Below are 19,864 nucleotides of genomic sequence, written 5' to 3'. Positions count from 1 at the left end.
ACTGAATGTCACGTATTGGAAAATTGCCGGTCACCGTCCCTGCTGGGGTGGAAGTGGCTGTCAAGGACGGTCTCGTCAATGTCAAGGGCGCCCTGGGTGCCCTGGCTCTGGCAGAAAACGCCCTGGTCAAGATTGAAAACAAGGCTGGCTCGCTGTCGTTCACCCCGGTGAACGACTCTCGCGAAGCCAATGCCATGTCGGGCACCATGCGTCAGCTGGTGAACAACATGGTCAATGGTGTGAGCAAGGGCTTCGAAAAGAAGTTGTCGCTGCTGGGTGTGGGCTACAAGGCCCAGGCTCAAGGCGCCAAGCTCAACCTGACGGTCGGCTACTCCCACCCCGTGGTGATGGACATGCCTGCCGGAATCAAGGTGGAAACCCCGACGCCGACCGAAATCCTGATTAAGGGTGCCGATCGTCAGCGCGTGGGCCAGATCGCTTCCGAGGTGCGCGCCGTGCGCCCCCCCGAGCCTTACAAGGGCAAGGGCATCCGCTATGCGGATGAGAAGGTCACGATCAAAGAAACCAAGAAGAAGTAAGGATCAGGATCATGTTGACCAAAAAAGAGCAACGTCTCCGCCGCGCCCGTCAGACGCGCATCCGCATTGCGCAGCAAAGCGCCGTTCGCCTGACCGTGAACCGCACCAACCTGCACATCTACGCGAGCGTGATTTCCGACGATGGCAGCAAAGTGCTGGCCACCGCCTCCACGGCAGAAGCCGAAGTGCGCGCTCAAATCGGTGGTGCGGGCAAGGGCGGCAACGCCTCGGCCGCGGCCCTGATCGGCAAGCGCATCGCAGAAAAAGCGAAGGCTGCAGGTATTGAGAAGGTGGCGTTCGACCGTTCCGGTTTTGCCTACCATGGCCGGGTGAAAGCCCTTGCAGACGCGGCTCGTGAAGCTGGCCTGCAGTTCTGATCAAACGGAATACACACAATGGCTAAATTTACGGCAAACATCAAGAACGAAGCGAACGACGACGGTTTGCGCGAGAAGATGATCGCGATCAACCGCGTGACCAAGGTGGTCAAGGGCGGTCGCATTCTCGGTTTCGCAGCGCTGACCGTGGTTGGTGATGGCGATGGCCGCGTGGGCATGGGCAAGGGCAAGGCGCGTGAAGTGCCGGTGGCCGTGCAAAAGGCCATGGAACAGGCCCGTCGCAACATGATCAAGGTGTCGCTCAAGAACGGTTCGCTGCACCACAGCGTACACGGCGAGCACGGTGCCTCCAACGTCATGATGCTGCCCGCCTCCAAGGGTACCGGCATCATTGCCGGCGGCCCCATGCGCGCAGTGTTCGAAGTGCTGGGCATCACCGATGTCGTCGCCAAGAGCCACGGCTCGAGCAACCCCTACAACCTGGTGCGCGCCACGCTGGACGCACTGAAGAACTCGACCACGCCCTCCGATGTGGCTGCCAAGCGCGGCAAGTCGGTCGAAGACATCCTGGGCTGATTGGAACGATCATGACCACACAAACCACCGTTAAGGTCCAACTGGTGCGCAGCCCCATTGGTACCAAGCAATCCCACCGTGACACCGTGCGGGGCCTGGGCCTGCGCAAAGTCAACAGCATCAGCGAGCTGCAGGACACGCCCGCCGTGCGCGGCATGATCAACAAGATCGCTTACCTGGTCAAGGTACTCTGAACCGGAGTCGCAAGACATGGAACTCAACACTATCAAGCCTTCTGAAGGCGCCAAGCATGCCAAGCGCCGTGTCGGTCGTGGTATCGGCTCGGGTCTGGGTAAAACCGCCGGTCGCGGTCACAAGGGTCAGAAGTCCCGTGCGGGTGGCTACCACAAGGTCGGCTTTGAAGGCGGTCAGATGCCGCTGCAGCGCCGTTTGCCCAAGCGTGGCTTCAAATCTGCACAGCTGCAGTTCAACGCCGAAGTGACGCTGACGGACCTCAATGCTCTGGAAGCCGCCGAAGTGGACATGCTCGTGCTCAAGCAGGCGGGCCTGGTCCCTCACATGGCCAAGCGCGTCAAAGTCATCAAGACCGGCGAAATCGCACGTGCGGTCACGCTGAAGAACATCGCAGCCACCGCCGCGGCCAAGCTGGCCATTGAAGCGGCTGGCGGCTCGCTGGCTTAAACAGAAACGCTGAAGGCATTCTGTGGCAACTGGACCCACCTCTCTGGCCAAAACAGGCAAGTTCGGCGACCTTCGTCGCCGACTTGTGTTCCTGTTGCTGGCTTTGGTTGTCTATCGCATCGGCTCGCACATTCCCGTGCCGGGGATCGACCCTGACCAGCTCCAGCAGCTGTTCCAGGGGCAGCAGGGCGGCATCCTGAACCTGTTCAACATGTTCTCGGGTGGTGCCTTGTCGCGCTTTGCGGTCTTTGCACTGGGGATCATGCCGTACATCTCGGCGTCGATCATCATGCAACTGATGACCTACGTGGTGCCCACGTTTGAGCAGTTGAAAAAAGAAGGTGAAGCGGGTCGTCGCAAGATTACCCAGTACACCCGCTACGGCACCCTGGCCCTGGCCATTTTCCAGTCCATGGGCATCGCCCTGGCGCTCGAAGGTCAGCAAGGTCTGGTGATCGATCCCGGCATGGGTTTCCGCCTGACGGCGGTGGTCAGCCTGGTGGCAGGCACGATGTTCCTTATGTGGCTGGGTGAGCAGATCACCGAGCGGGGTCTGGGCAATGGGATTTCATTGCTGATCTTCGCCAGCATCGTCTCGGGGTTGCCCAGTGCCATCGGTGGGTTGCTGGAGTTGGTGCGTACCGGCGCCATGAACATCCTGATCGCCTTGTTCATCATTGCCCTGGTGATCCTGGTGACCTACTTTGTGGTGTTCGTTGAGCGTGGTCAGCGCAAGATTCTGGTGAACTACGCGCGGCGCCAAGTGGGCAACAAGGTCTATGGCGGTCAGTCTTCGCATCTGCCTTTGAAGCTGAACATGGCCGGTGTCATCCCGCCTATCTTTGCTTCGAGCATCATCCTGCTGCCCACCACGCTGGTGAGCTGGATCAGTACCGGTGATTCGACCCGCTGGTTGCGCGACATTGCTTCCGCTCTGTCGCCAGGGCAACCTATCTATGTTGCGCTGTACGCCGCTGCCATCGTTTTCTTCTGCTTTTTCTACACAGCGTTGCAGTTCAACAGCCGCGAAACGGCCGACAACCTGAAGAAGAGCGGTGCCTTCATTCCGGGCATTCGTCCAGGTGATCAGACCGCCCGCTACATCGACAAGATTTTGCTCAGGCTGACCTTGGCAGGTGCCATTTACATCACTGCCGTCTGCCTGCTTCCCGAATTCCTGATCCTGAAATACAACGTGCCGTTCTACTTTGGTGGAACCTCACTGCTGATCATTGTGGTGGTCACGATGGATTTCATGGCTCAGGTTCAGAACTACATGATGTCGCAGCAATACGAATCGCTGCTCAAGAAAGCAAATTTCAAGACTTCTGGCTGAGGTAAATGTCCCGGGACGACGTGATCGAGATGCAGGGGGAGGTGGTTGAAAACCTGCCCAACGCAACGTTCAGAGTCAAACTCGAAAACGGACACGTGGTGCTTGGGCACATTTCTGGAAAGATGCGGATGCACTACATCCGGATTCTTCCCGGAGACAAGGTCAAAGTGGAGCTCACGCCCTACGACCTGACCCGGGCAAGAATCGTTTTCAGGACAAAGTAGTCAGTCGGTGGTTGGGTGTATTTGGAATATTTAGGAGAAAACTATGAGAGTTTCAGCTTCGGTCAAAAAAATGTGCCGCAACTGTAAAATCATCAAGCGTCACGGCATCGTGCGGGTCATCTGCACCGATCCGCGTCACAAGCAGCGTCAAGGCTGATTGGTAAGTTCAGAGGTAAATCATGGCTCGTATTGCAGGCATCAACATTCCGCCGCACAAGCACGCCGAAATCGGCTTGACGGCAATTTTTGGCATTGGTCGCACCCGCGCTCGGAAGATTTGCGAGGCCTGCGGTATCGACTACACCAAGAAGATCAAAGATCTGAGCGACGCAGAACTGGAAAAAGTTCGCGATCAGGTCGGTGTATTCACGATCGAGGGTGACCTGCGCCGTGAAACCACGATGAACATCAAGCGTTTGATGGACATCGGTTGCTACCGTGGCTTCCGTCACCGTCGTGGTCTGCCCCTGCGTGGCCAGCGCACGAAGACCAATGCCCGTACGCGCAAGGGTCCCCGCAAGGCCGCCCAGTCGCTGAAGAAATAATTGGTTTGAAGGATTCCTATGGCTAAGTCACCCTCCAGCAACGCATCGGCCCGCGTTCGCAAGAAAGTCCGCAAGAACATTGCTGATGGTATTGCACACGTGCATGCATCGTTCAACAACACCATCATCACCATCACCGACCGTCAAGGCAACGCGCTTTCATGGGCTTCGTCTGGTGGTCAGGGCTTCAAAGGCTCGCGCAAGTCCACGCCTTTTGCCGCCCAGGTGGCTTCAGAGGTGGCTGGCCGCGCTGCCATCGAGCAGGGCATTAAGAACCTGGACGTCGAGATCAAGGGCCCCGGCCCAGGTCGCGAATCATCGGTTCGTGCGCTCGGCGCTCTGGGCATTCGCATCAACTCCATCGCTGATGTGACCCCTGTGCCCCACAACGGCTGCCGCCCCCAAAAGCGTCGCCGCATCTGAGGTTCGCCCGTTCAGGGTAGAATCAAAGGCTTTTCTTTTTGCGAGCCACCGCGGTTTCCTGCGGTGGCATTTTTACTAAGCCCACTGCCAGATCCCGCCTGGAACTGGCTCCCGCAATGACATCGATCTGATGTGGGTTGCGGCAGACAAACAAGGAACACAACGTGGCACGTTACCTCGGCCCCAAGGCCAAACTTTCCCGCCGTGAAGGCGCCGACCTGTTGCTCAAGAGTGCCCGCCGCTCCATCAGCGACAAGGCCAAATTTGATTCAAAACCCGGCCAGCATGGCCGCACTTCCGGTCAGCGCACCTCCGACTTCGGCGTTCAGCTGCGCGAAAAGCAGAAGGTCAAGCGCACCTATGGTGTTCTGGAGCGTCAGTTCCGCCGTTACTTCGCTGAGGCCGACCGCCGCCGTGGCAACACCGGCGCCAACCTGCTGTTCCTGCTGGAAGCCCGTCTTGACAACGTCGTGTTCCGCATGGGCTTTGCCTCCACCCGCGCAGAAGCCCGCCAGATCGTATCCCACAAGGCGATCACCGTGAACGGCAAGTCCGTGAACATCCCTTCCTACTCGGTGAAGGCTGGTGACGTGATCGCGGTGCGCGAAAAGTCGAAGAAGCAGGCTCGCGTGATCGAAGCGCTCGAACTGGCCAAGCAGATCGGCTTCCCTGCATGGGTTGACGTTGCCGTCGACAAAGCCGAAGGCGTGTTCAAGAAGTCGCCTGACCGCGACGAGTTCGCGGCTGACATCAACGAATCGTTGATCGTCGAACTGTATTCCCGTTAATTTCGTTCCCGGCTTGCACGCAAGTGCGGTCGGGCCATGCTCCGTCTGCCTTATCGGTGTAACGAGCCGAGGGTACTGAAGGAAGTTTGAATGCTGAACAATCTGCTGAAGCCCAAAACCATCAACGTCGAGCAACTCTCGACCAACCGTGCCAAAGTCACGCTCGAGCCTTTCGAGCGCGGCTACGGCCACACGCTGGGCAACGCCCTGCGCCGGGTGCTGCTTTCTTCCATGGTGGGCCACGCGCCGACCGAGGTCACCATTGCAGGTGTGGTGCACGAGTATTCCTCCATCGATGGCGTACAGGAAGACGTCGTCAACATGCTGCTCAACCTCAAGGGCGTGGTGTTCAAGCTCCACAACCGCGACGAAGTCACACTGAGCCTGCGCAAAGACGGCGAAGGCCTGGTCACGGCGGCCGACATCCAGACCCCGCACGATGTCGAGATTGTCAACCCCAACCACGTGATTGCCACGCTGTCTGCCGGCGCCAAGCTCGACATGCAGATCAAGGTGGAAAAGGGCCGTGGCTATGTGCCGGGCAGCCTGCGCCGCAACGATGAACAGTCGCGTTCGATTGGCCGTATCGTGCTCGACGCTTCGTTCTCACCCGTGAAGCGCGTGAGCTACACGGTGGAAAGCGCTCGCGTGGAGCAGCGCACCGATCTGGACAAGCTGGTGCTCGAAATCGAAACCAACGGCTCCATCGGCCCAGAAGAAGCCGTGCGTGCTTCCGCCAAGATCTTGGTGGAACAGTTGGCCGTGTTTGCGCAGCTCGAAGGTGTCGAACTCTCAGCGTTCGACCAGCCCGCACAGCGCAGCTCACAGCAGTTCGACCCGATCCTGCTGCGTCCGGTCGACGAGCTCGAACTCACGGTGCGTTCGGCCAACTGCCTCAAGGCAGAGAACATCTATTACATCGGTGACCTGATTCAGCGCACCGAAAACGAGCTGCTCAAGACCCCCAATCTGGGTCGCAAGTCGCTCAACGAAATCAAGGAAGTGCTCGCTTCGCGCGGTCTCACCTTGGGTATGAAGCTCGAAAACTGGCCGCCGGCTGGTCTCGACAAGCACTGAAGACATTCAACTGTCTGACGAACCTCCAGTACCTGATACGGCTGGGGGCAAAACATCGAAAGGAAATCTCACATGCGTCACGGACACGGACTTCGTAAACTCAACCGCACCAGCGAGCACCGCCTCGCCATGCTGCGCAACATGATGAATTCGCTGCTCACGCACGAAGCCATCAAAACCACAGTGCCGAAGGCCAAAGAGCTGCGCCGCGTGGTGGAACCCATGATCACCCTGGCCAAGGTTCCCACCGTCGCCAACCGTCGCCTGGCCTTTGACCGCCTGCGCGATCGCGACGTGGTCGTGAAACTGTTCAACGAACTGGGCCCACGCTTCAAGGCGCGCCCAGGTGGCTACACCCGCATTCTGAAAATGGGTTTCCGCGTCGGCGACAACGCGCCGATGGCACTCGTTGAACTGGTGGACCGTGCAGAAGACACCACCGCAGCGGAAGACATCGACAAAGCGTGATAGAATACAAGGCTTGACGCGGAGTGGAGCAGCCTGGTAGCTCGTTGGGCTCATAACCCAAAGGTCGCAAGTTCAAATCTTGCCTCCGCAACCAACAAAATCAAGCACTTGCTTGTCATCGAAGCCCTCGGAAACGAGGGCTTTTTTGTTTGTGACGAGGTCTGTGCCGTCACAAAAATGCCAAGCAGTGTTTGTGACCATTGGGCAGTTGTGACGAGTGATCGAAGGCCACGTACAGCTAGCCTTGCCAGGTTGAAACGTAGGTGAAGTCCGAGACCCAAAGCTGGTTGGGCCGCTCGGCTTTGAACTGTCGGTTGACCCGGTCCAGCGGGCACGGTGCCTTCATGTCACTGGTGGTGGTGCGCACCACCTTGCCTCGGCGCACACCCTGCAAGCCCAGGCGCTTCATCAACCGCTCGACCGTGCAGCGGGCAATGGCGACGCCCTCCCGGTTCATCTGTTTCCAAACTTTGTCGGCACCATAGACCTGCATATTGGCCTGCCAGACACGTTCAATGTGCGGCACCAAGGTGTCGTCACGTTGGGCGCGCGAACAGCGTAGCTGGGGGTTGCGTTGACGGGCGGCATGGCGCCAATAGCCTGACGGAGCGATCTGCAGGACTTTGCAGATCGACTCGACCCCGTAGGCCTGTCGATGCTGATCGACGAAGTCGTTCAGGACTTCAGACGGCGGTCGAGCTCCGCCTGGGCGAAAAACGCGCTGGCCAGCTTCAAGATCTCGTTGGCCTTGCGCAACTCTTTGACCTCGCGCTCCAGCGCCTTCATCTGTTCACGTTCGGATGTCGTGATGCCGTCGCGCACGCCGGCATCGATCTGGTCGCGCTTGACCCATTCGTTGAGGGTCTGGGGCACGCAGCCGATCTTAGGGGCGATGGATTCGATGGCAGCCCACAGCGAGGGGTACTCGCCACGATGCTCGCGCACCATGCGAACAGCGCGTTCGCGGACCTCAGGTGAAAACTGGTTCGACTTCTTGCTCATGGCTCTATCCTCTCAGGGAAAAGAGCCTCCTCAAAACCCGGGGCGGTTCAACCGGTGCAGCACGTCATTCAGATCGTGATGGCGGTCGAACTGCGCCTTCGCGAACGGGCAGAGCGCAATGATTGCGACCCCGTCCTTCCGGGCGTCGTCGACGGCTTGGCGGACCATTCGCTCGCCGACCCTGCGACCGCGCAAAGCGTCGGGCACATCGGTATGGTCGATGATGATGAGCGCTTCGCCGGCGCGGCTATAGGTCATCTCGGCTTCGTAGCCGTCGATCGTCATGTAATAACGCCCCTTGGAAACCTGGTCTTCGCGTCCGACCGGCTCGCTCGGCAGCGGCGCTTTTGTTGTCAGGGACGTCGAGTCCGAGGGCCGCACGGTCGCGGGGCGCCCTAGACCGCATTCCAGCGTGTCGCGATCCCAGCGCCCGAGGTCTGCGGCGGCCTCGTAGGTCGACCTGAGAAAGGCGAGGAGCGCGGCGTCGCCGTCCTCGGCCGATTGGACGGCGTCATATGGAAGGATGAACTCTGACAGCCCTTCGTGCCAGAACCCCGCGTCGGGTTCTACCGGCGCAGATCGGTATCCGCCTGGCGACGGATAGGCGTAGGCGTAGAAGGCCGGATAGTCGATCCCGCCGCCACCCGGCCAGAAACCCGCTGACGAGACTTCGCGGTCGTAGGCCTCCTGCGCCACATCGTTTGGCAATGCCGGGACGCCTCCGCCATGAAGCGGTGCGCGGCGTCCGGAGAACCTGGTGACGGCCATGTCGAAACTGCCCCAGAAGAGATGCACAGGGCTGCACTTGCCGAGAAAGGATGTGCGGAACGTCTTGAAGACCCGGTCGATCGCCATCAGTGCCTGGTGAAAGCGATGGACTGCGTCGCGGTCGTAGGGCCGGTCTCGTTCGTCGTCGGCGAACGGCACCGGGTTCGGGACTTCGTTGGGCTTCCCGTCGAAGCGCGGGGTTCCGCCCAGATCGGATACGAGGCGACGAAACTCGGCATGGAATTCGGCGACTGTAGTCGGTCGCAGCGCGAAGGACGCTTCGCGCCCATCACCACACGTCCCGACGACTTGATGGTCGTGAAAATCGAACAAAATCTCGATGCCCGGACCGTCAGGGATCAACGAGGAGGTCAATCCCCGCGGCGTGACATAGAAGGTCGCGTGCCAGGAGTGGTTGTTCCACGGCGTGTGCGCCAGTCGGTACTTCCCGGCCACCTGCAAATAGAGATGCAATGCGGAGCAGGTGTCGCGCCAGCCCAGATAGTCGAGCTTCGGCCATTGGTGTTTCATTTTTCTCTCCTTGGTTCGATGGTCTGATCAAGGCGCACCCTCAGACTGGACGCAGCAGATAGCGCACGATCGGCGGTTAATCGCCGAAAAAAAGCGCGAAGCACTGGCTTGTCTGCCTCATGGTCTCCATCGAGCGGAGACGACGACGGACCGTCGATGCGTCCAGACTCAGGCGCATGGCGGCCGCATGTATTCCGCGCTGGCGATGTATTGCCAAGAGCAGTTCTAAATCGTCCAAATAGGGAATTGCACTGGTGTCGGGCTGCTTCACGAGACTAAGTGTGAAGGTGCGGCGCTTGCAGGTCAACGCTGGGCAGCTTTTACGAATACCGCTCCCGCGTTAAATCTGTCGATTTCAGATTGGGATACGCACGTTCCGTTTGACGCCTTCGTAGACAAGCCTGCTCAAGAGGTCAAAGCTCGACTGCCTCAGCCCAGTCGCCTTGAGCAAGGCTTAATGGACTAAGCAAGCCGACCGGGAAACTGGGGGAACCTCAAACTTCATGTTGTCGTAGATGCCGCGCTGGAGGGCTGCCTTCCCGGTACCTAAGTCCGCATGACGCATGACGACCTCGTGCCCAAATTTCAAGGCATTCGCGCTTCTCACACTATTAGTGGGTCTATCACTGCTGAATGGATAGCCGACTTTGGTAACGCGTTTTGCGCGAGGTTGGTGCGCCACAAAGCCACTTCTGATGTACTTGATGACTGCGATCTTGTGCGACGATGTTTCCATGTTCAGCTTGCTTTCTCCGCTGCTGGCCCGGCAACGCACGGGAAGCGAACGCCACCAGTGGGCGTGGCTGTTCGCCTTCGTGCGACCCCGCGCGCGCGCCATGTCCGGGGTGCTGGCACTGTCGGTCTTTGCCTCGTCGCTGGTACTGCTGCAGCCGCTGCTGGTCAAACGCCTGATTGACGATGGGCTGGTCGCACGAAGCCACGAGGTGCTGTGGACCACCGCGCTGTTCATGCTGCTGACCGGTCTGGCGGCGACACTGCTTGCCGGTCTCAACCGTTACTTACACACCCGGCTCTCGGCGGCTGTGCTGTTCGATTTGCGGCAGGATCTGTTTGCGCACCTGCAGCGCCTGTCGCCGGCGTTCTGGGCTCGCTGGCGCACGGGGGATGTGATGTCACGGCTGGACGGCGACATGTCGGAGATACAGCGCTTCGCGGTCGACAGCCTGTTCGCCGTGCTGTCCAACCTGCTGGGCCTGGTTGGCGCGGTGGGCTGGATGCTGTGGCTGTCGTGGGAACTGACGCTGTTGGTGGCAATGCTGCTCCCCTTGGAGTGGTGGTGGTTGCGTCGCATGCGACCGCGCGTGGCCGATGGCACGCGCGCGCTGCGTGAGCGCTCGGGCGATGTGTCCAGCTTCTTCGTCGAGTTGCTGCCCGCGCTCAAGTTCGTGCAGGCCAGTCGGCAGGAAGGGCGCGAGGCGCAGCGCTTGGACAGGCTGCACGCGGGTTACCTATCGTCGCTGCTTCGGCTGCAGATCATCGAGTTCGTCACGCACGCGGTACCCGGGCAGCTGACAGCGTGGACGCGCGCGCTGGCCTTCCTGATCGGCGGCGCCTGGGTCATCGACGGCCAGTGGGCGCTGGGTTCGCTGATCGCTTTCTCGACCTACCTGGGCATGGCCACCGGGCCGGTCAACAGCCTGCTGGGCTGGTACGTGGGGCTGCAGAAGGTGCGCGTGAGTCTGGGGCGTGTGGCCGAGTTGCGCGACGAGCCGGTGACGGTGAGCGACCCGGATAACCCCTTGCCGCTGCCCGCGCCGCTGCGTGGTGAGCTTCGGCTGGATGGCGTGGTGTTCATCCACCCCGGTCGCAGCGAACCGGTGCTGGCCGGTGCGAGTCTGATGATCCCGGCGGGCGAGCGCGTGGCGCTGACCGGTGCTTCGGGTGCGGGCAAGAGCACGCTGATCGACCTGCTGCTGCGCCACCACGACCCGCAGGCCGGTGCGGTGACGCTGGACGGCATCGACCTGCGGCACCTCGCGCTGGCCGACCTGCGCCGTGCGGTTGCGGTGGTGAGCCAGGACATCGTGCTTTTCCGCGCGCCGCTGTTGGAGAACATCCGCTACGCCTGCCCCGGTGCCGACGAGGCAGCAGTCGCGCAGGCAGCCGAGCGCGCCGGTCTGGGCGAATGGATCGCTTCGCTGTCCGAGGGGCTGCACACGCCGGTGGGTGAACGCGGTCAGACGCTTTCGGGCGGGCAGCGCCAGCGCATCGCGATTGCGCGTGCGCTGCTGCAGGATCCGGCAGTGCTGATCCTCGACGAGGCGACATCGGCCGTGGACGAGGCGATGGAGGCGCAGATCCTGGTGCAGATCGACGCCTGCTTCGCCGGCCGCACGCGCATCGTGGTCAGCCACCGGCCCAGCGCCTGGGTGGGTTGCACGGTGCGACTGAACCTGGTGGCCGGGCGCATCGAGGTCTGCTCGCACGATGGCGTGGAGTTCGCGCATGGCTGATCCGGTGCGGGTTGGTGTGGTTGACAGCGGCTGGCCTGTGTCATTGAAGGACCAGGTCGAGGTGGCCCGCAGCTTCGCCACAGAGGTCGGGAACGCGCAGGACCGCATAGGCCACGGCTCGCGCGTGCTGCAAGCCATTGCGGCACAGGCGCCCGAGGCGCGGTTGTGCGTGGCCCAGGTGTTCGGCGAGACGCTGCGCACCGACGGCGCGACCGTGGCGCGCGCGCTGGACTGGCTGGTGGACCAGGGCGCGGAGGTGATCAACCTTAGCCTGGGCGTGCGGCAGGACCACCCGCCGCTGCGCGCCGCCTGCGAGCGCGCGCTGGCACAGGGACGCCTTGTGATTGCTTCAACCCCCGCGCGGGGCGAGCCGGTGTTTCCGGCGGGCTACCCGGGCGTGTTCCGCGTCATGGGCGATGCACGCTGCGCGCCCGGCCAGCACTCGGCCCTGCTGTTGCCCCACGCCGACTTTGGCGCCTGCGTGGTGCCGCCGGACGGCGACCGCGCGCACGCGGGAGCCAGCCTGGGTTGTGCGCATCTGAGCGGGCGCGTAGCGGCGCTGATGGCCGGTGGGGTGGTGTTGTGCGATCGGACTGCCGTCTGGAAGGCGCTGGTGAGCACAGCGAGTTTTCACGGCCCGGAACGGCGCAGCTCATGAATGACGCCCTCGAACGCGGCATCGTGGTGCTCGGCGCCGGTCCGGCCGGTGCCATCGTGGCACTGGGTCTGCGGCGGCTTGGCCACGACGTGACGGTGCTCGGCGTGCCGCGCGTCTTCGACGCCATCGAAGGTGTGTCCGAGCGCGTGGTGGCGGGGCTGCAGGGTGCAGGCATTGAAGCGGCGCTGACGGCCATCGCCTCGCCGTCACCTCGCCGCGCAACGTGGGCCGGCGTGAGTTCGGCGCTCAACACCGAGCGGCTGATGGACCGCGCCGCCTTCGATCGCCTGCTCTGGCAGGAGCTGCAGGATCATGGCGTCGAGTGCCTGGCCGCGCGGGTGCTGCGTTGGCAGCCCGGCGCGGGCGGGCAGGGGCATGTGCTGCAGATCCAGCGGGCGGAGGACAAACAACCGCAGAGCTTGCGTGCGCAATTCGTGGTCGAGGCACGGGGGCGGCTGGCGCCCCACCCGCCGCAGGGCGTGACGCGCGGGCCGGAGACCGTGACCTTGCTCTGGCGTGGTCAGGGTGCGCCCGGCGGCCAGGCTTGTTCGGCGGTGGAAAGCCTGCCCGAGGGCTGGGCCTGGATGGCGCACCTGCCCGGCGGTGCCTGCTGCCTGCAACTGACAGTTGATCCGTCGGCAATAAAGCTGCCCCCGCGTGCACAGCTTGGCGCTTTCATCCGCGAGCGGCTGGCCACGGTGGCCTCGGCCTTGCCGTTTCTGGCTGTTCCGGCGGCCGAGGTGCACGCCCTGGCGCGCACCAGCGCCGCGGTGCTGTCGCCTGAGGTGGGTGGCGGGACCTGGCTCAGGGTAGGCGATGCCGCCATGGCGGCCGACCCGCTCTCGGGTAACGGCATCTTCCAGTCGCTGTCGTCGGCACTGCAGGCTCCCATCGTCATCCACACCTTGCTGAACCACCCGACCGAAGCGCCGCACGCGCAGCGTTTCCATCGCGAGCGGGTGCACGGGTTGTTCCAGCGCTTCGCGCGCATCGGCCGCGACTTCTACGCTCAGGAGCTGCGCTGGGCCGACCAGGCGTTCTGGGCCGCGCGCCGGGCCTGGCCAGACGCGCTGCCGGCGCACGCACCGGCAGGGTCAGCTGCGCCGCGCGTCGAAGCGCGGCCGGTGGTGGACCACGACCGCATCCGCCTGGCCGAGGTGGTGGTCACCGCCGAGCAGCCGCTGGGCGTGTGGCACGTCGACGGCCAGCCGGTGGCGCCACTGTGGCGTGCGGCCAGGGCCGCGCCGGGGCGTGAGGTGGACGCGATGGCGCAGGTGCCAGGCTGTGCACCCGAGCGTGCGTTGGCCATGTGGCACTGGATGCGAGGGCAGGGCTGGGTATGAACTCGAGCCAGGTCGTCGCAGCGATGGCACGCCCGACAGAACACCTGCGGCGCAATACGTGTGGGCCTCAGTGCTGGGTGGCTGCCTTCAGCGTTTGTGAAGGCAGCTCGCCGAACAGCGACTTGTACTCTGCGGCAAACCGAGAGGGGTGCCAGAAGCCCCAGTGCGCCGCGATGTCGGCCATCGGCGCGCGCGCGTCGGTCTGACGCCGGATCTCGCGCCGTGCCCCATTGAGGCGCATGTTGCGCAAATAGCGGGCCGGGTTGGTGCCCAGCACGTCCTGGAACGAGTACTGCAGCGTGCGACGCGAGACGCGAATGTGCGCACACAGTTCGCTCACGGTGATAGCTTCTTCCACATGCTCGCGCATGTAGTCGCGCGCCTTGCCCACCACATATTGCCGGGTGCTGGCGGTCAGGTCCTTGCCTGCCATCTCGGTGGGGTTGCTCATGCCCAGCAGGGTGCTGTGCAGGCCTTCCTCCAGGCAGCGACGCAGGGTAGCGTGGCGCAGCATGTCGGGCGAGTGGCGCAGGCTCTGCATCAGGCTGCCCAGCAGGCCACCCAGGTCGTCCCGCGGGTTCCGCCGCACCAGACCACTGTCCAGGCAGGCGCCGGGGGGCGGCATCTCGCCCACACGCTGGCAGTAGGCGCCAAAGCGCTCCATGTCGACCGTGACGGCCGTCAGGCTCACGCGCTGCGGCGTTCGGAAATGGAACTCTTTGCCGCCGCGCAGAAAGAAGTGGTGGTCTGGGGTCAAGGGGGCGCCGCAGAAGCGGCCGCCCTCGTCTGCGTCGAGCAGCGCGCCAATGGTCAGGGTTCCGGGTCGGGGCCGGCCGTACTGTTGCACCACCTGATTGGCTTCTTCGCGGAACAGCTCCACGCCGTCGAAACAGTAGGACTCGAAATGCCCGTCGAAGGCGCCGCTGCTCATCTGTTCATAGCACTGGCCCCAGTCCAGCAGACAGGCGGCCTGTTCGTCGGCGTCGTGGGTGTCTCTGACGCGGACGCTCACGGCGTCGCTGGCCGGACGGTGGAGCACTGCGGGACCTTGGAATCGGTGCATGGGACGACTGGGTTTCGTGGGGAAAGCGCACTGCACCGGCGTGGTGAGCACCTTTGGTCCGATGCAAAAAACATGCCGCTGCGGCGGACTCGAAGCATTTGCCAAAACTGGATACGGCGCCATCGGGAATCTCCCTAGCATCCACCCCAGCCGTCACAAGGCGGCAAATTTGCCGAGGAGAGACCCCATGAACTGGAAGCACAAACTCAGGTCGCTGGCGCCGCTGGGCGCCGCGTTCGTCTGGCTGGCGGCAATGCCGACCGCGGGCGCCGCCACGCTGTCAGCGCAGGAAATCATCAACACCAAGTGCGTCGCCTGTCACACCAAGACGGGTGAGCAGGTCAACCGACTGCAACAGCGCAAGACGCCCGAGGGCTGGCTGATGACGATCACGCGCATGCGCACCTTGCACCATGCCGATCTCACTGCTGAAGAGGTGCGCACCGTGGTCAAACACCTGGCCGACACACAGGGGCTGGCGCCGTCGGAAACTCAGGGCGCGCGCTACGCGATGGAGCGGCGCCTGAACACCATCGAGCAGCACAAGAGCGAACTGTTCGGCCAGATGTGCGCCCGCTGCCATTCCGGCGCCCGGGTGGAGTTGCAACGACGCCCGATGGCGGAGTGGGAGCATCTGGTGCACTTCCACGTCGGCCAGTTCCCGACCATCGAGTACCAAGCCCTGGGCCGGGACCGCGACTGGGTGAACATCGCCTTCAAGGAGATGGTGCCTTACCTGACCAAGAACTACCCCTACGAATCCAAAGCCTGGACCGACTGGAAGGCCCGGGCGCCGGTGAACCCGGTGGGCCGTTGGACAGTGGCAGGCCGCTGGCCTGGCAAGGGGGAGTACGCCGGGGTGATGGCGGTGGCGGCCGGCGCCTCGGCCGACCGCTACACGGTGAGCCTCGATGGCACCTGGGCCGATGGCAGCGAGCTGAAGGGCAGTGGCCCGGCGCTGGTCTACACCGGCTACGAGTGGCGCGCTGACCTCGACGTGGACGGCGTGAAGATGCGCCAGGTGCTCGCGCTGGACGGCGACCGTGCCAGTGGCCGCATGTTCGAGCGTGAGCAGGAAGAGAGCGGCGGAGACCTGGTGGCCGCCAGGCACGACGCCGGGGCCCAAGTGCTGGCGCTACAACCCGCCCTCATCCGTGCTGGCGAAACGGCCACGCTGCGTATCGTCGGCACCGGGCTGGATGGCGAGGTGAAACTGCCCCAGGGTCTCCAGCTTGTGGAGACCGTCTCGCGCGATCCGCAGCAGGTGGTGCTCAAGGTGGCGGCCGCGAAGTCGGCCCCTCGGGGCCTGAAGAACCTCACCGTCGGCGCAGCGCCGGCCGTGAAATTGGCGGTGTTTGACCGCATCGACTACGTGAAGGTCACGCCCGACTACGCCATCGGCCGCGTCGGTGGGAGTGGCGGTTCGACGCCGGTGGTGCAGGGCCGCTTCGAGGCTGTGGCGTATTCAGCCGGCCCGGACCGCAAGCCCGGCACCAAGGACGACTGGGTCATCGGCGTGGTGCCCGCCAAATGGTCGGTCGAGCCGTTCGACGACACCGCCAAAAACGACCGAGACGTGGAGTTTGCCGGACTGATGAACGTTGACACGGGGGTGTTCATTCCCGGAGGTGCTGGCCCCAACCCGAAGCGACGCATGAGTACCAACAACGCCGGCAACCTCAACGCGGTGGCGACGGTGACGGAGGGCAAGAAGACACTGACCGGCAAGGCCCATTTCATCGTGACCGTGCAGCGCTGGAACAACCCGCCGCTGCCATGAACCGCCCACCCCACGCAAGGAACCTCACATGAACGACACCCTGAGCCTGCGCGAGCACAACCTGCACCGGGTGCACGTGGGCGAGCGCACCATGATGCTGCACATCCCCACCAACGCGCTGTATGGCATCGACGAGATGACCGACACTGTGCTGGAGCGGGTCCGCACGCAGTCCCTCACCACCGACCAGTTGGTGCAGCAGCTTTGCAACCGCTTTCCTGAACAGGACCTGCGCGAAACCGTCGGCGAGCTGCTCACCATGGATCTGCTGAGCGACGGTCGCCCCGCGCCCGCCGCCAAGCCGCTCACCACAGTGGGCAACCTGGCGATCAACACCGTGGTGCTGAACGTCAACACGGGATGCAACCTCAGTTGCACCTACTGCTACAAGGAAGACTTGGACACGCCCGACAAGGGGCGGCGCATGTCGCTGGAAACCGCGCAGCAGTCGATCGAGCTGATGCTGGCTGAGTCACCCAGCGAGAAACGCTTCAGCGTGGTGTTTTTTGGCGGCGAGCCGTTGTCCAACCTCAAGTTGATCCGCCAGGTGGTGGACTACTGCGAGGCCCGCTTTGCCCAACTGGGCAAGCAGGTGGACTTCGTGATGACCACCAACGCCACGATGCTCAACGACGAGACCGTCGACTGGCTGGACGAGCACAATTTCGGCATCGCGATCAGCATGGACGGGCCCGAGGCGATCCACGACCGCAACCGCCGCACCGTGGGCGGCAAGGGCACCTACCGCACCGTCAGTGACAAGGCGCGCAAGCTGCTGGCCCGCTACACGGCGAGGCCCATCGGCGCGCGCGTTACGCTCACCCACGGCACCACCGAGGTCGAGCGTATCTGGGACCACCTGTTCAACGAGATGGGCTTTGCAGAAGTCGGTTTTGCGCCCGTGACCTCGGGCGACATCGATACCTTCAACCTCACACCCGAAGAGCTGCACGAGGTTTTCGCCGGCTTCAAACGCCTGGGCGAACGCTACCTCAGCGAGGCTCTGGAAGGCCGCACCACCGGTTTCTCCAACCTGCATCAGCTCATCACCGACCTGCACGAAGGCCAGCGCAAGGCCTTGCCTTGCGGCGCGGGGTTGAAGATGCTGGCGGTGGACCACGAGGGCGGCCTCAACCTCTGCCACCGCTTCACGGGCTCCAGCCTGCCGAAGTTCGGCGACGTGAAGACCGGCATTCAGAAGCAGGCTCTTGGCGAGTTCCTTGACCAGCGTCTGGACCGCACGGGCACCGGTTGCGAGACCTGCCGCATCCGCAATTTCTGTGCCGGTGGTTGTTACCACGAGAGCTACGCGCGCTACCAGGACCCGATCCATCCCACCTACCACTACTGCAACCTCATGCGCGACTGGGTGGACTTCGGCATCGGCGTCTACAGCGAAATCATGGCCAAGAACCCTTCCTTCATTGACCGCTTCATCTCACCCCGAAAGGTGCACTGACATGAAACACCTCCAAGCCATCAACCAGAAGGCCCAGTTGCTGGAGCAGGCCGTGTCTCAAGACAAGGTCGATGACGTCGTCGCGATGTCCAGCGTCGTCGGCTGCGCCAGCACCTTCGACCCTGGTTGGGAAGTCGACGCCTTTGGCGGTGTGGCCTCGTTGTGCCAGCCCATGGAGGCCGACCTCTACGGCTGCGCCGACCCCTGCTGGTGGCCGGCCCAGGTGCCTGACACCATGAACACCTACCCGGACTGGAACAAGACCGCCCCGAGCACGCGCGACGACTGGCGCAACCTTGGCACCGTCTTTCCCACCGAATGAACCGTACACAAGGAGTGCTCCCCATGAAGCAGACATTTGCTCCCAGGTGGTGCGGCCTGTTGCTGGCTACCATGCTGCCGGCCGTGGCCTCGGCCGGCTCGCTCAACACCGACAAGGCACTGGTCCCGGGCGACGAGTACCTGGTGGTTGGCAATTACCCCGACAACCTGCATGTTGTTGATCTCAAGACCGACGCGCTCTACAAGACCTGCCCGGTGCCCGGCTCGGTCGGCCCGGCCACGCTGGTCATGTCGCCCGACGGATCGACCGCCTACCTCGTGACCAACCGCTTTGACGAAGTGCATGGCATCGAGCTGGACAGCTGCAAGGTCGTGTTCCAGGCCAAGATGTCTCAGAGGCCCGTGGAGCGCGCCAAGGCGCTGTTCGCGCTCTCCCTGAGCAATGACAGCAAGCAGCTCTACGTCATCCAGACGCCGACCACGCTGAACGCCGACCACTATCGCATCGGTGAGCCGCGGCTGGCGGTGTACGACGCGCGGGCGGGCGAGGACGCCAAACCGCTGCGCACCCTGCCGGCGCCGCGACAGGTGACCGTGATGGCCACCGGGCACGACGGCTCGCTCTACATGGTTGGGCCCGACATCTACAAGTTCGATCCACTAACAGGCAAACACACGGTCGCGATTCCCTCGCGCAACTGGAAGCGCCCGCGCTACGCGCCACCCGACGTGCTCAGCGTTTGGCCACTGAAAAACGCGGCCGAGGACTTCACCGTGCTCTACACCACCGCCAAGTTCAAGGGCAAGACCGACGACCCAGCCACCGCCGACTGGATCTATGGCTACTTCAACGTGAACCTGAAGACCGGCAAGGTCGAGACGCGCGACTTTGGTCCATTCACCGAGATCTACTTCACCGGCGCACGCTCGCCCAAGGATCCGAACCTCATGTTTGGTGTGCTCAACCGATTGGCCAAGTACGACGTAAAGCAGAAGAAGCTGCTCGCAGCGGCGGAAATCCCGCACTCGCATTACACGGTGTCGCTCAATCGCGAAGGCAGCAAGGTCTACCTGGGTGGGACCTGGAACATCCTGTCGGTGTACGACGCGGACGCCCTCAAGCCAGTGGCCTCGATTGCGCTGCCCGGCGGCGACATGGGGGCGGCCTCGCCGCAGATCTTCACGCGCTGAGTGCCTTGCGCCAATTCCATAGGCGGTGTACTGCTGTGACCCGCACAGCCCGTGGCAGAGTGGCTCCAACGAGAACACCGACGGACTGGTGCGCCAGTACCTGCCCAAGGGCACCGACCTCTCCATCCACAGCCAGGAGCAGCTCGACGGGATTGCCGATCAGATCAACAACCGGCCCAGAAAAGGCCTGGGGGTGCGATCACCCTTGGCGGTCTATCGGGAGCTCCTGCTCAACAGCCTGCAACATTCCACCCTCGTTCATTGAAACCCAGGGTGTTGCACTTACATGGTCCGCCCAAGGAGTGCAAGCGTTGGCGTCGAGAAAGCTTGAAAGGACTGCTGCCTTACATTCGGGCT

Annotated in this window: 23 protein-coding genes, 1 tRNA gene, 2 pseudogenes and 1 other annotated feature; of the genes and pseudogenes, 22 read left to right on the top strand and 4 right to left on the bottom strand. The window is 62.9% G+C overall.

The window, feature by feature from the left end:
- The first annotated feature begins 5 nt into the window (after window positions 1-5).
- The 14 genes from rplF (at window position 6) to J2W49_RS23525 (ending at window position 7,050) form a co-directional block, all read left to right on the top strand.
- Entirely contained in the window at window positions 6-539 is a 534-nt protein-coding gene (rplF, locus tag J2W49_RS23590; protein ID WP_310321869.1) for a 50S ribosomal protein L6, read from the top strand.
- Window positions 540-550: 11 nt separating this feature from the next.
- Entirely contained in the window at window positions 551-916 is a 366-nt protein-coding gene (gene rplR, locus J2W49_RS23585; protein WP_310321868.1) for a 50S ribosomal protein L18, read from the top strand.
- A gap of 18 nt (window positions 917-934) precedes the next feature.
- On the top strand, window positions 935-1,453 hold the full coding sequence (gene rpsE, locus J2W49_RS23580; protein ID WP_068174947.1) for a 30S ribosomal protein S5: 519 nt from the start codon (window positions 935-937) through the stop codon (window positions 1,451-1,453).
- A gap of 11 nt (window positions 1,454-1,464) precedes the next feature.
- Complete coding sequence (rpmD, locus tag J2W49_RS23575; RefSeq protein WP_304914139.1) at window positions 1,465-1,647, top strand: 50S ribosomal protein L30; 183 nt, start codon at window positions 1,465-1,467, stop codon at window positions 1,645-1,647.
- A gap of 16 nt (window positions 1,648-1,663) precedes the next feature.
- Entirely contained in the window at window positions 1,664-2,095 is a 432-nt protein-coding gene (rplO, locus tag J2W49_RS23570; RefSeq protein WP_310321866.1) for a 50S ribosomal protein L15, read from the top strand.
- Between the two features lie 22 nt (window positions 2,096-2,117).
- Entirely contained in the window at window positions 2,118-3,431 is a 1,314-nt protein-coding gene (secY, locus tag J2W49_RS23565) for a preprotein translocase subunit SecY (RefSeq protein WP_310321864.1), read from the top strand.
- A gap of 5 nt (window positions 3,432-3,436) precedes the next feature.
- Window positions 3,437-3,655 carry a translation initiation factor IF-1 gene (gene infA, locus J2W49_RS23560; RefSeq protein ID WP_310321863.1) on the top strand — a complete coding sequence of 73 codons (219 nt, stop codon included), beginning with the start codon at window positions 3,437-3,439 and terminating at the stop codon, window positions 3,653-3,655.
- Window positions 3,656-3,698: 43 nt separating this feature from the next.
- A complete protein-coding gene (gene rpmJ, locus J2W49_RS23555) occupies window positions 3,699-3,812 on the top strand; it encodes a 50S ribosomal protein L36 (RefSeq protein WP_084236402.1) in 114 nt (37 codons plus the stop codon).
- Between the two features lie 22 nt (window positions 3,813-3,834).
- Window positions 3,835-4,200: a 30S ribosomal protein S13 gene (rpsM, locus tag J2W49_RS23550; RefSeq protein ID WP_310321860.1), complete on the top strand. Its 366-nt coding sequence runs from the start codon at window positions 3,835-3,837 to the stop codon at window positions 4,198-4,200.
- Between the two features lie 18 nt (window positions 4,201-4,218).
- Window positions 4,219-4,623 (top strand): 30S ribosomal protein S11, encoded by a 405-nt coding sequence (gene rpsK, locus J2W49_RS23545; RefSeq protein WP_310321859.1) that lies wholly within the window; start codon window positions 4,219-4,221, stop codon window positions 4,621-4,623.
- A 164-nt stretch (window positions 4,624-4,787) separates the two neighbouring features.
- On the top strand, window positions 4,788-5,411 hold the full coding sequence (gene rpsD, locus J2W49_RS23540) for a 30S ribosomal protein S4 (RefSeq protein ID WP_310321857.1): 624 nt from the start codon (window positions 4,788-4,790) through the stop codon (window positions 5,409-5,411).
- 90 nt (window positions 5,412-5,501) lie between these two features.
- The gene (locus J2W49_RS23535; RefSeq protein WP_310321856.1) at window positions 5,502-6,488 is read left to right on the top strand and encodes a DNA-directed RNA polymerase subunit alpha; all 987 of its coding nucleotides are present in this window, start codon (window positions 5,502-5,504) and stop codon (window positions 6,486-6,488) included.
- 72 nt (window positions 6,489-6,560) lie between these two features.
- The gene (rplQ, locus tag J2W49_RS23530; protein ID WP_310321855.1) at window positions 6,561-6,956 is read left to right on the top strand and encodes a 50S ribosomal protein L17; all 396 of its coding nucleotides are present in this window, start codon (window positions 6,561-6,563) and stop codon (window positions 6,954-6,956) included.
- A 17-nt stretch (window positions 6,957-6,973) separates the two neighbouring features.
- Window positions 6,974-7,050, top strand: a tRNA-Met gene (locus tag J2W49_RS23525).
- 147 nt (window positions 7,051-7,197) lie between these two features.
- On the opposite strand, the pseudogene J2W49_RS23520 reads toward J2W49_RS23525, so the two are convergent.
- From J2W49_RS23520 to J2W49_RS25785, 3 genes and pseudogenes are all read right to left on the bottom strand, one after another.
- A pseudogene (locus J2W49_RS23520) lies at window positions 7,198-7,958 on the bottom strand (IS3 family transposase); the annotation flags it as partial.
- Window positions 7,561-7,677 (bottom strand) — a sequence feature (AL1L pseudoknot). (Overlaps the previous pseudogene by 117 nt.)
- A gap of 30 nt (window positions 7,959-7,988) precedes the next feature.
- Window positions 7,989-9,257 (bottom strand): DUF5996 family protein, encoded by a 1,269-nt coding sequence (locus tag J2W49_RS23515; protein ID WP_310321854.1) that lies wholly within the window; start codon window positions 9,255-9,257, stop codon window positions 7,989-7,991.
- A 76-nt stretch (window positions 9,258-9,333) separates the two neighbouring features.
- Window positions 9,334-9,528: a helix-turn-helix domain-containing protein gene (locus J2W49_RS25785; protein WP_405001076.1), complete on the bottom strand. Its 195-nt coding sequence runs from the start codon at window positions 9,526-9,528 to the stop codon at window positions 9,334-9,336.
- Window positions 9,529-9,991: 463 nt separating this feature from the next.
- Here J2W49_RS25785 and J2W49_RS23510 point away from each other — a divergent pair, with 463 nt between their 5' ends.
- From J2W49_RS23510 to qhpG, 3 genes are read left to right on the top strand one after another with little or no spacing between them, the layout of a single operon-like run.
- Entirely contained in the window at window positions 9,992-11,731 is a 1,740-nt protein-coding gene (locus tag J2W49_RS23510) for an ABC transporter ATP-binding protein (protein WP_310321852.1), read from the top strand.
- The gene (gene qhpE, locus J2W49_RS23505; protein ID WP_310321849.1) at window positions 11,724-12,389 is read left to right on the top strand and encodes a subtilisin-like serine protease QhpE; all 666 of its coding nucleotides are present in this window, start codon (window positions 11,724-11,726) and stop codon (window positions 12,387-12,389) included. Before J2W49_RS23510 ends, qhpE begins: the two co-directional genes overlap by 8 nt.
- Window positions 12,386-13,732 carry a flavin-dependent monooxygenase QhpG gene (gene qhpG / locus J2W49_RS23500; RefSeq protein WP_310321848.1) on the top strand — a complete coding sequence of 449 codons (1,347 nt, stop codon included), beginning with the start codon at window positions 12,386-12,388 and terminating at the stop codon, window positions 13,730-13,732. The genes qhpE and qhpG overlap by 4 nt, the downstream gene beginning before the upstream one ends.
- A 67-nt stretch (window positions 13,733-13,799) precedes the next feature.
- On the opposite strand, the gene J2W49_RS23495 is transcribed toward qhpG, so the two are convergent.
- Window positions 13,800-14,795: a helix-turn-helix domain-containing protein gene (locus tag J2W49_RS23495; protein ID WP_310321846.1), complete on the bottom strand. Its 996-nt coding sequence runs from the start codon at window positions 14,793-14,795 to the stop codon at window positions 13,800-13,802.
- 187 nt (window positions 14,796-14,982) lie between these two features.
- Between J2W49_RS23495 and peaA the strand changes: the two genes are divergently transcribed.
- The 5 genes and pseudogenes from peaA to J2W49_RS23470 all read left to right on the top strand — a co-directional run.
- Complete coding sequence (gene peaA, locus J2W49_RS23490; RefSeq protein WP_310321844.1) at window positions 14,983-16,575, top strand: quinohemoprotein amine dehydrogenase subunit alpha; 1,593 nt, start codon at window positions 14,983-14,985, stop codon at window positions 16,573-16,575.
- A gap of 28 nt (window positions 16,576-16,603) precedes the next feature.
- The gene (gene peaB / locus J2W49_RS23485) at window positions 16,604-18,034 is read left to right on the top strand and encodes a quinohemoprotein amine dehydrogenase maturation protein (protein WP_310321843.1); all 1,431 of its coding nucleotides are present in this window, start codon (window positions 16,604-16,606) and stop codon (window positions 18,032-18,034) included.
- Window position 18,035: 1 nt separating this feature from the next.
- Window positions 18,036-18,356 carry a quinohemoprotein amine dehydrogenase subunit gamma gene (qhpC, locus tag J2W49_RS23480; RefSeq protein ID WP_310321841.1) on the top strand — a complete coding sequence of 107 codons (321 nt, stop codon included), beginning with the start codon at window positions 18,036-18,038 and terminating at the stop codon, window positions 18,354-18,356.
- 23 nt (window positions 18,357-18,379) lie between these two features.
- A complete protein-coding gene (gene peaD / locus J2W49_RS23475) occupies window positions 18,380-19,507 on the top strand; it encodes a quinohemoprotein amine dehydrogenase subunit beta (RefSeq protein WP_310321839.1) in 1,128 nt (375 codons plus the stop codon).
- Between the two features lie 22 nt (window positions 19,508-19,529).
- Window positions 19,530-19,772 (top strand): annotated as a pseudogene (locus J2W49_RS23470) (IS30 family transposase); the annotation flags it as partial.
- Window positions 19,773-19,864 lie beyond the last annotated feature (92 nt).

The sequence above is a fragment of the Hydrogenophaga palleronii genome (assembly GCF_031457455.1).
GTDB classification, from domain to species: domain Bacteria; phylum Pseudomonadota; class Gammaproteobacteria; order Burkholderiales; family Burkholderiaceae_C; genus Hydrogenophaga; species Hydrogenophaga palleronii_A.
Note: the sequence above shows the minus strand (reverse complement) of the source record. Positions and strands in the feature narration are given on the sequence as shown.

Excerpts from the sequence above, each read along its gene's own strand:
- infA (WP_310321863.1), top strand. The coding sequence starts at position 3,437 with ATGTCCCGGGACGACGTGATCGAGATGCAGGGGGAGGTGGTTGAAAAC.
- peaB (WP_310321843.1), top strand. The coding sequence starts at position 16,604 with ATGAACGACACCCTGAGCCTGCGCGAGCACAACCTGCACCGGGTGCAC.
- rpsM (WP_310321860.1), top strand. The coding sequence starts at position 3,835 with ATGGCTCGTATTGCAGGCATCAACATTCCGCCGCACAAGCACGCCGAA.
- rpmD (WP_304914139.1), top strand. The coding sequence starts at position 1,465 with ATGACCACACAAACCACCGTTAAGGTCCAACTGGTGCGCAGCCCCATT.
- J2W49_RS23535 (WP_310321856.1), top strand. The coding sequence starts at position 5,502 with ATGCTGAACAATCTGCTGAAGCCCAAAACCATCAACGTCGAGCAACTC.
- rplQ (WP_310321855.1), top strand. The coding sequence starts at position 6,561 with ATGCGTCACGGACACGGACTTCGTAAACTCAACCGCACCAGCGAGCAC.
- rpsK (WP_310321859.1), top strand. The coding sequence starts at position 4,219 with ATGGCTAAGTCACCCTCCAGCAACGCATCGGCCCGCGTTCGCAAGAAA.
- J2W49_RS23515 (WP_310321854.1), bottom strand. The coding sequence starts at position 9,257 with ATGAAACACCAATGGCCGAAGCTCGACTATCTGGGCTGGCGCGACACC.
- rplR (WP_310321868.1), top strand. The coding sequence starts at position 551 with ATGTTGACCAAAAAAGAGCAACGTCTCCGCCGCGCCCGTCAGACGCGC.
- J2W49_RS23495 (WP_310321846.1), bottom strand. The coding sequence starts at position 14,795 with ATGCACCGATTCCAAGGTCCCGCAGTGCTCCACCGTCCGGCCAGCGAC.
- peaA (WP_310321844.1), top strand. The coding sequence starts at position 14,983 with ATGAACTGGAAGCACAAACTCAGGTCGCTGGCGCCGCTGGGCGCCGCG.
- rplF (WP_310321869.1), top strand. The coding sequence starts at position 6 with ATGTCACGTATTGGAAAATTGCCGGTCACCGTCCCTGCTGGGGTGGAA.
- J2W49_RS23510 (WP_310321852.1), top strand. The coding sequence starts at position 9,992 with ATGTTCAGCTTGCTTTCTCCGCTGCTGGCCCGGCAACGCACGGGAAGC.
- rpsE (WP_068174947.1), top strand. The coding sequence starts at position 935 with ATGGCTAAATTTACGGCAAACATCAAGAACGAAGCGAACGACGACGGT.
- peaD (WP_310321839.1), top strand. The coding sequence starts at position 18,380 with ATGAAGCAGACATTTGCTCCCAGGTGGTGCGGCCTGTTGCTGGCTACC.
- qhpG (WP_310321848.1), top strand. The coding sequence starts at position 12,386 with ATGAATGACGCCCTCGAACGCGGCATCGTGGTGCTCGGCGCCGGTCCG.
- qhpE (WP_310321849.1), top strand. The coding sequence starts at position 11,724 with ATGGCTGATCCGGTGCGGGTTGGTGTGGTTGACAGCGGCTGGCCTGTG.
- rplO (WP_310321866.1), top strand. The coding sequence starts at position 1,664 with ATGGAACTCAACACTATCAAGCCTTCTGAAGGCGCCAAGCATGCCAAG.
- rpmJ (WP_084236402.1), top strand. The coding sequence starts at position 3,699 with ATGAGAGTTTCAGCTTCGGTCAAAAAAATGTGCCGCAACTGTAAAATC.
- qhpC (WP_310321841.1), top strand. The coding sequence starts at position 18,036 with ATGAAACACCTCCAAGCCATCAACCAGAAGGCCCAGTTGCTGGAGCAG.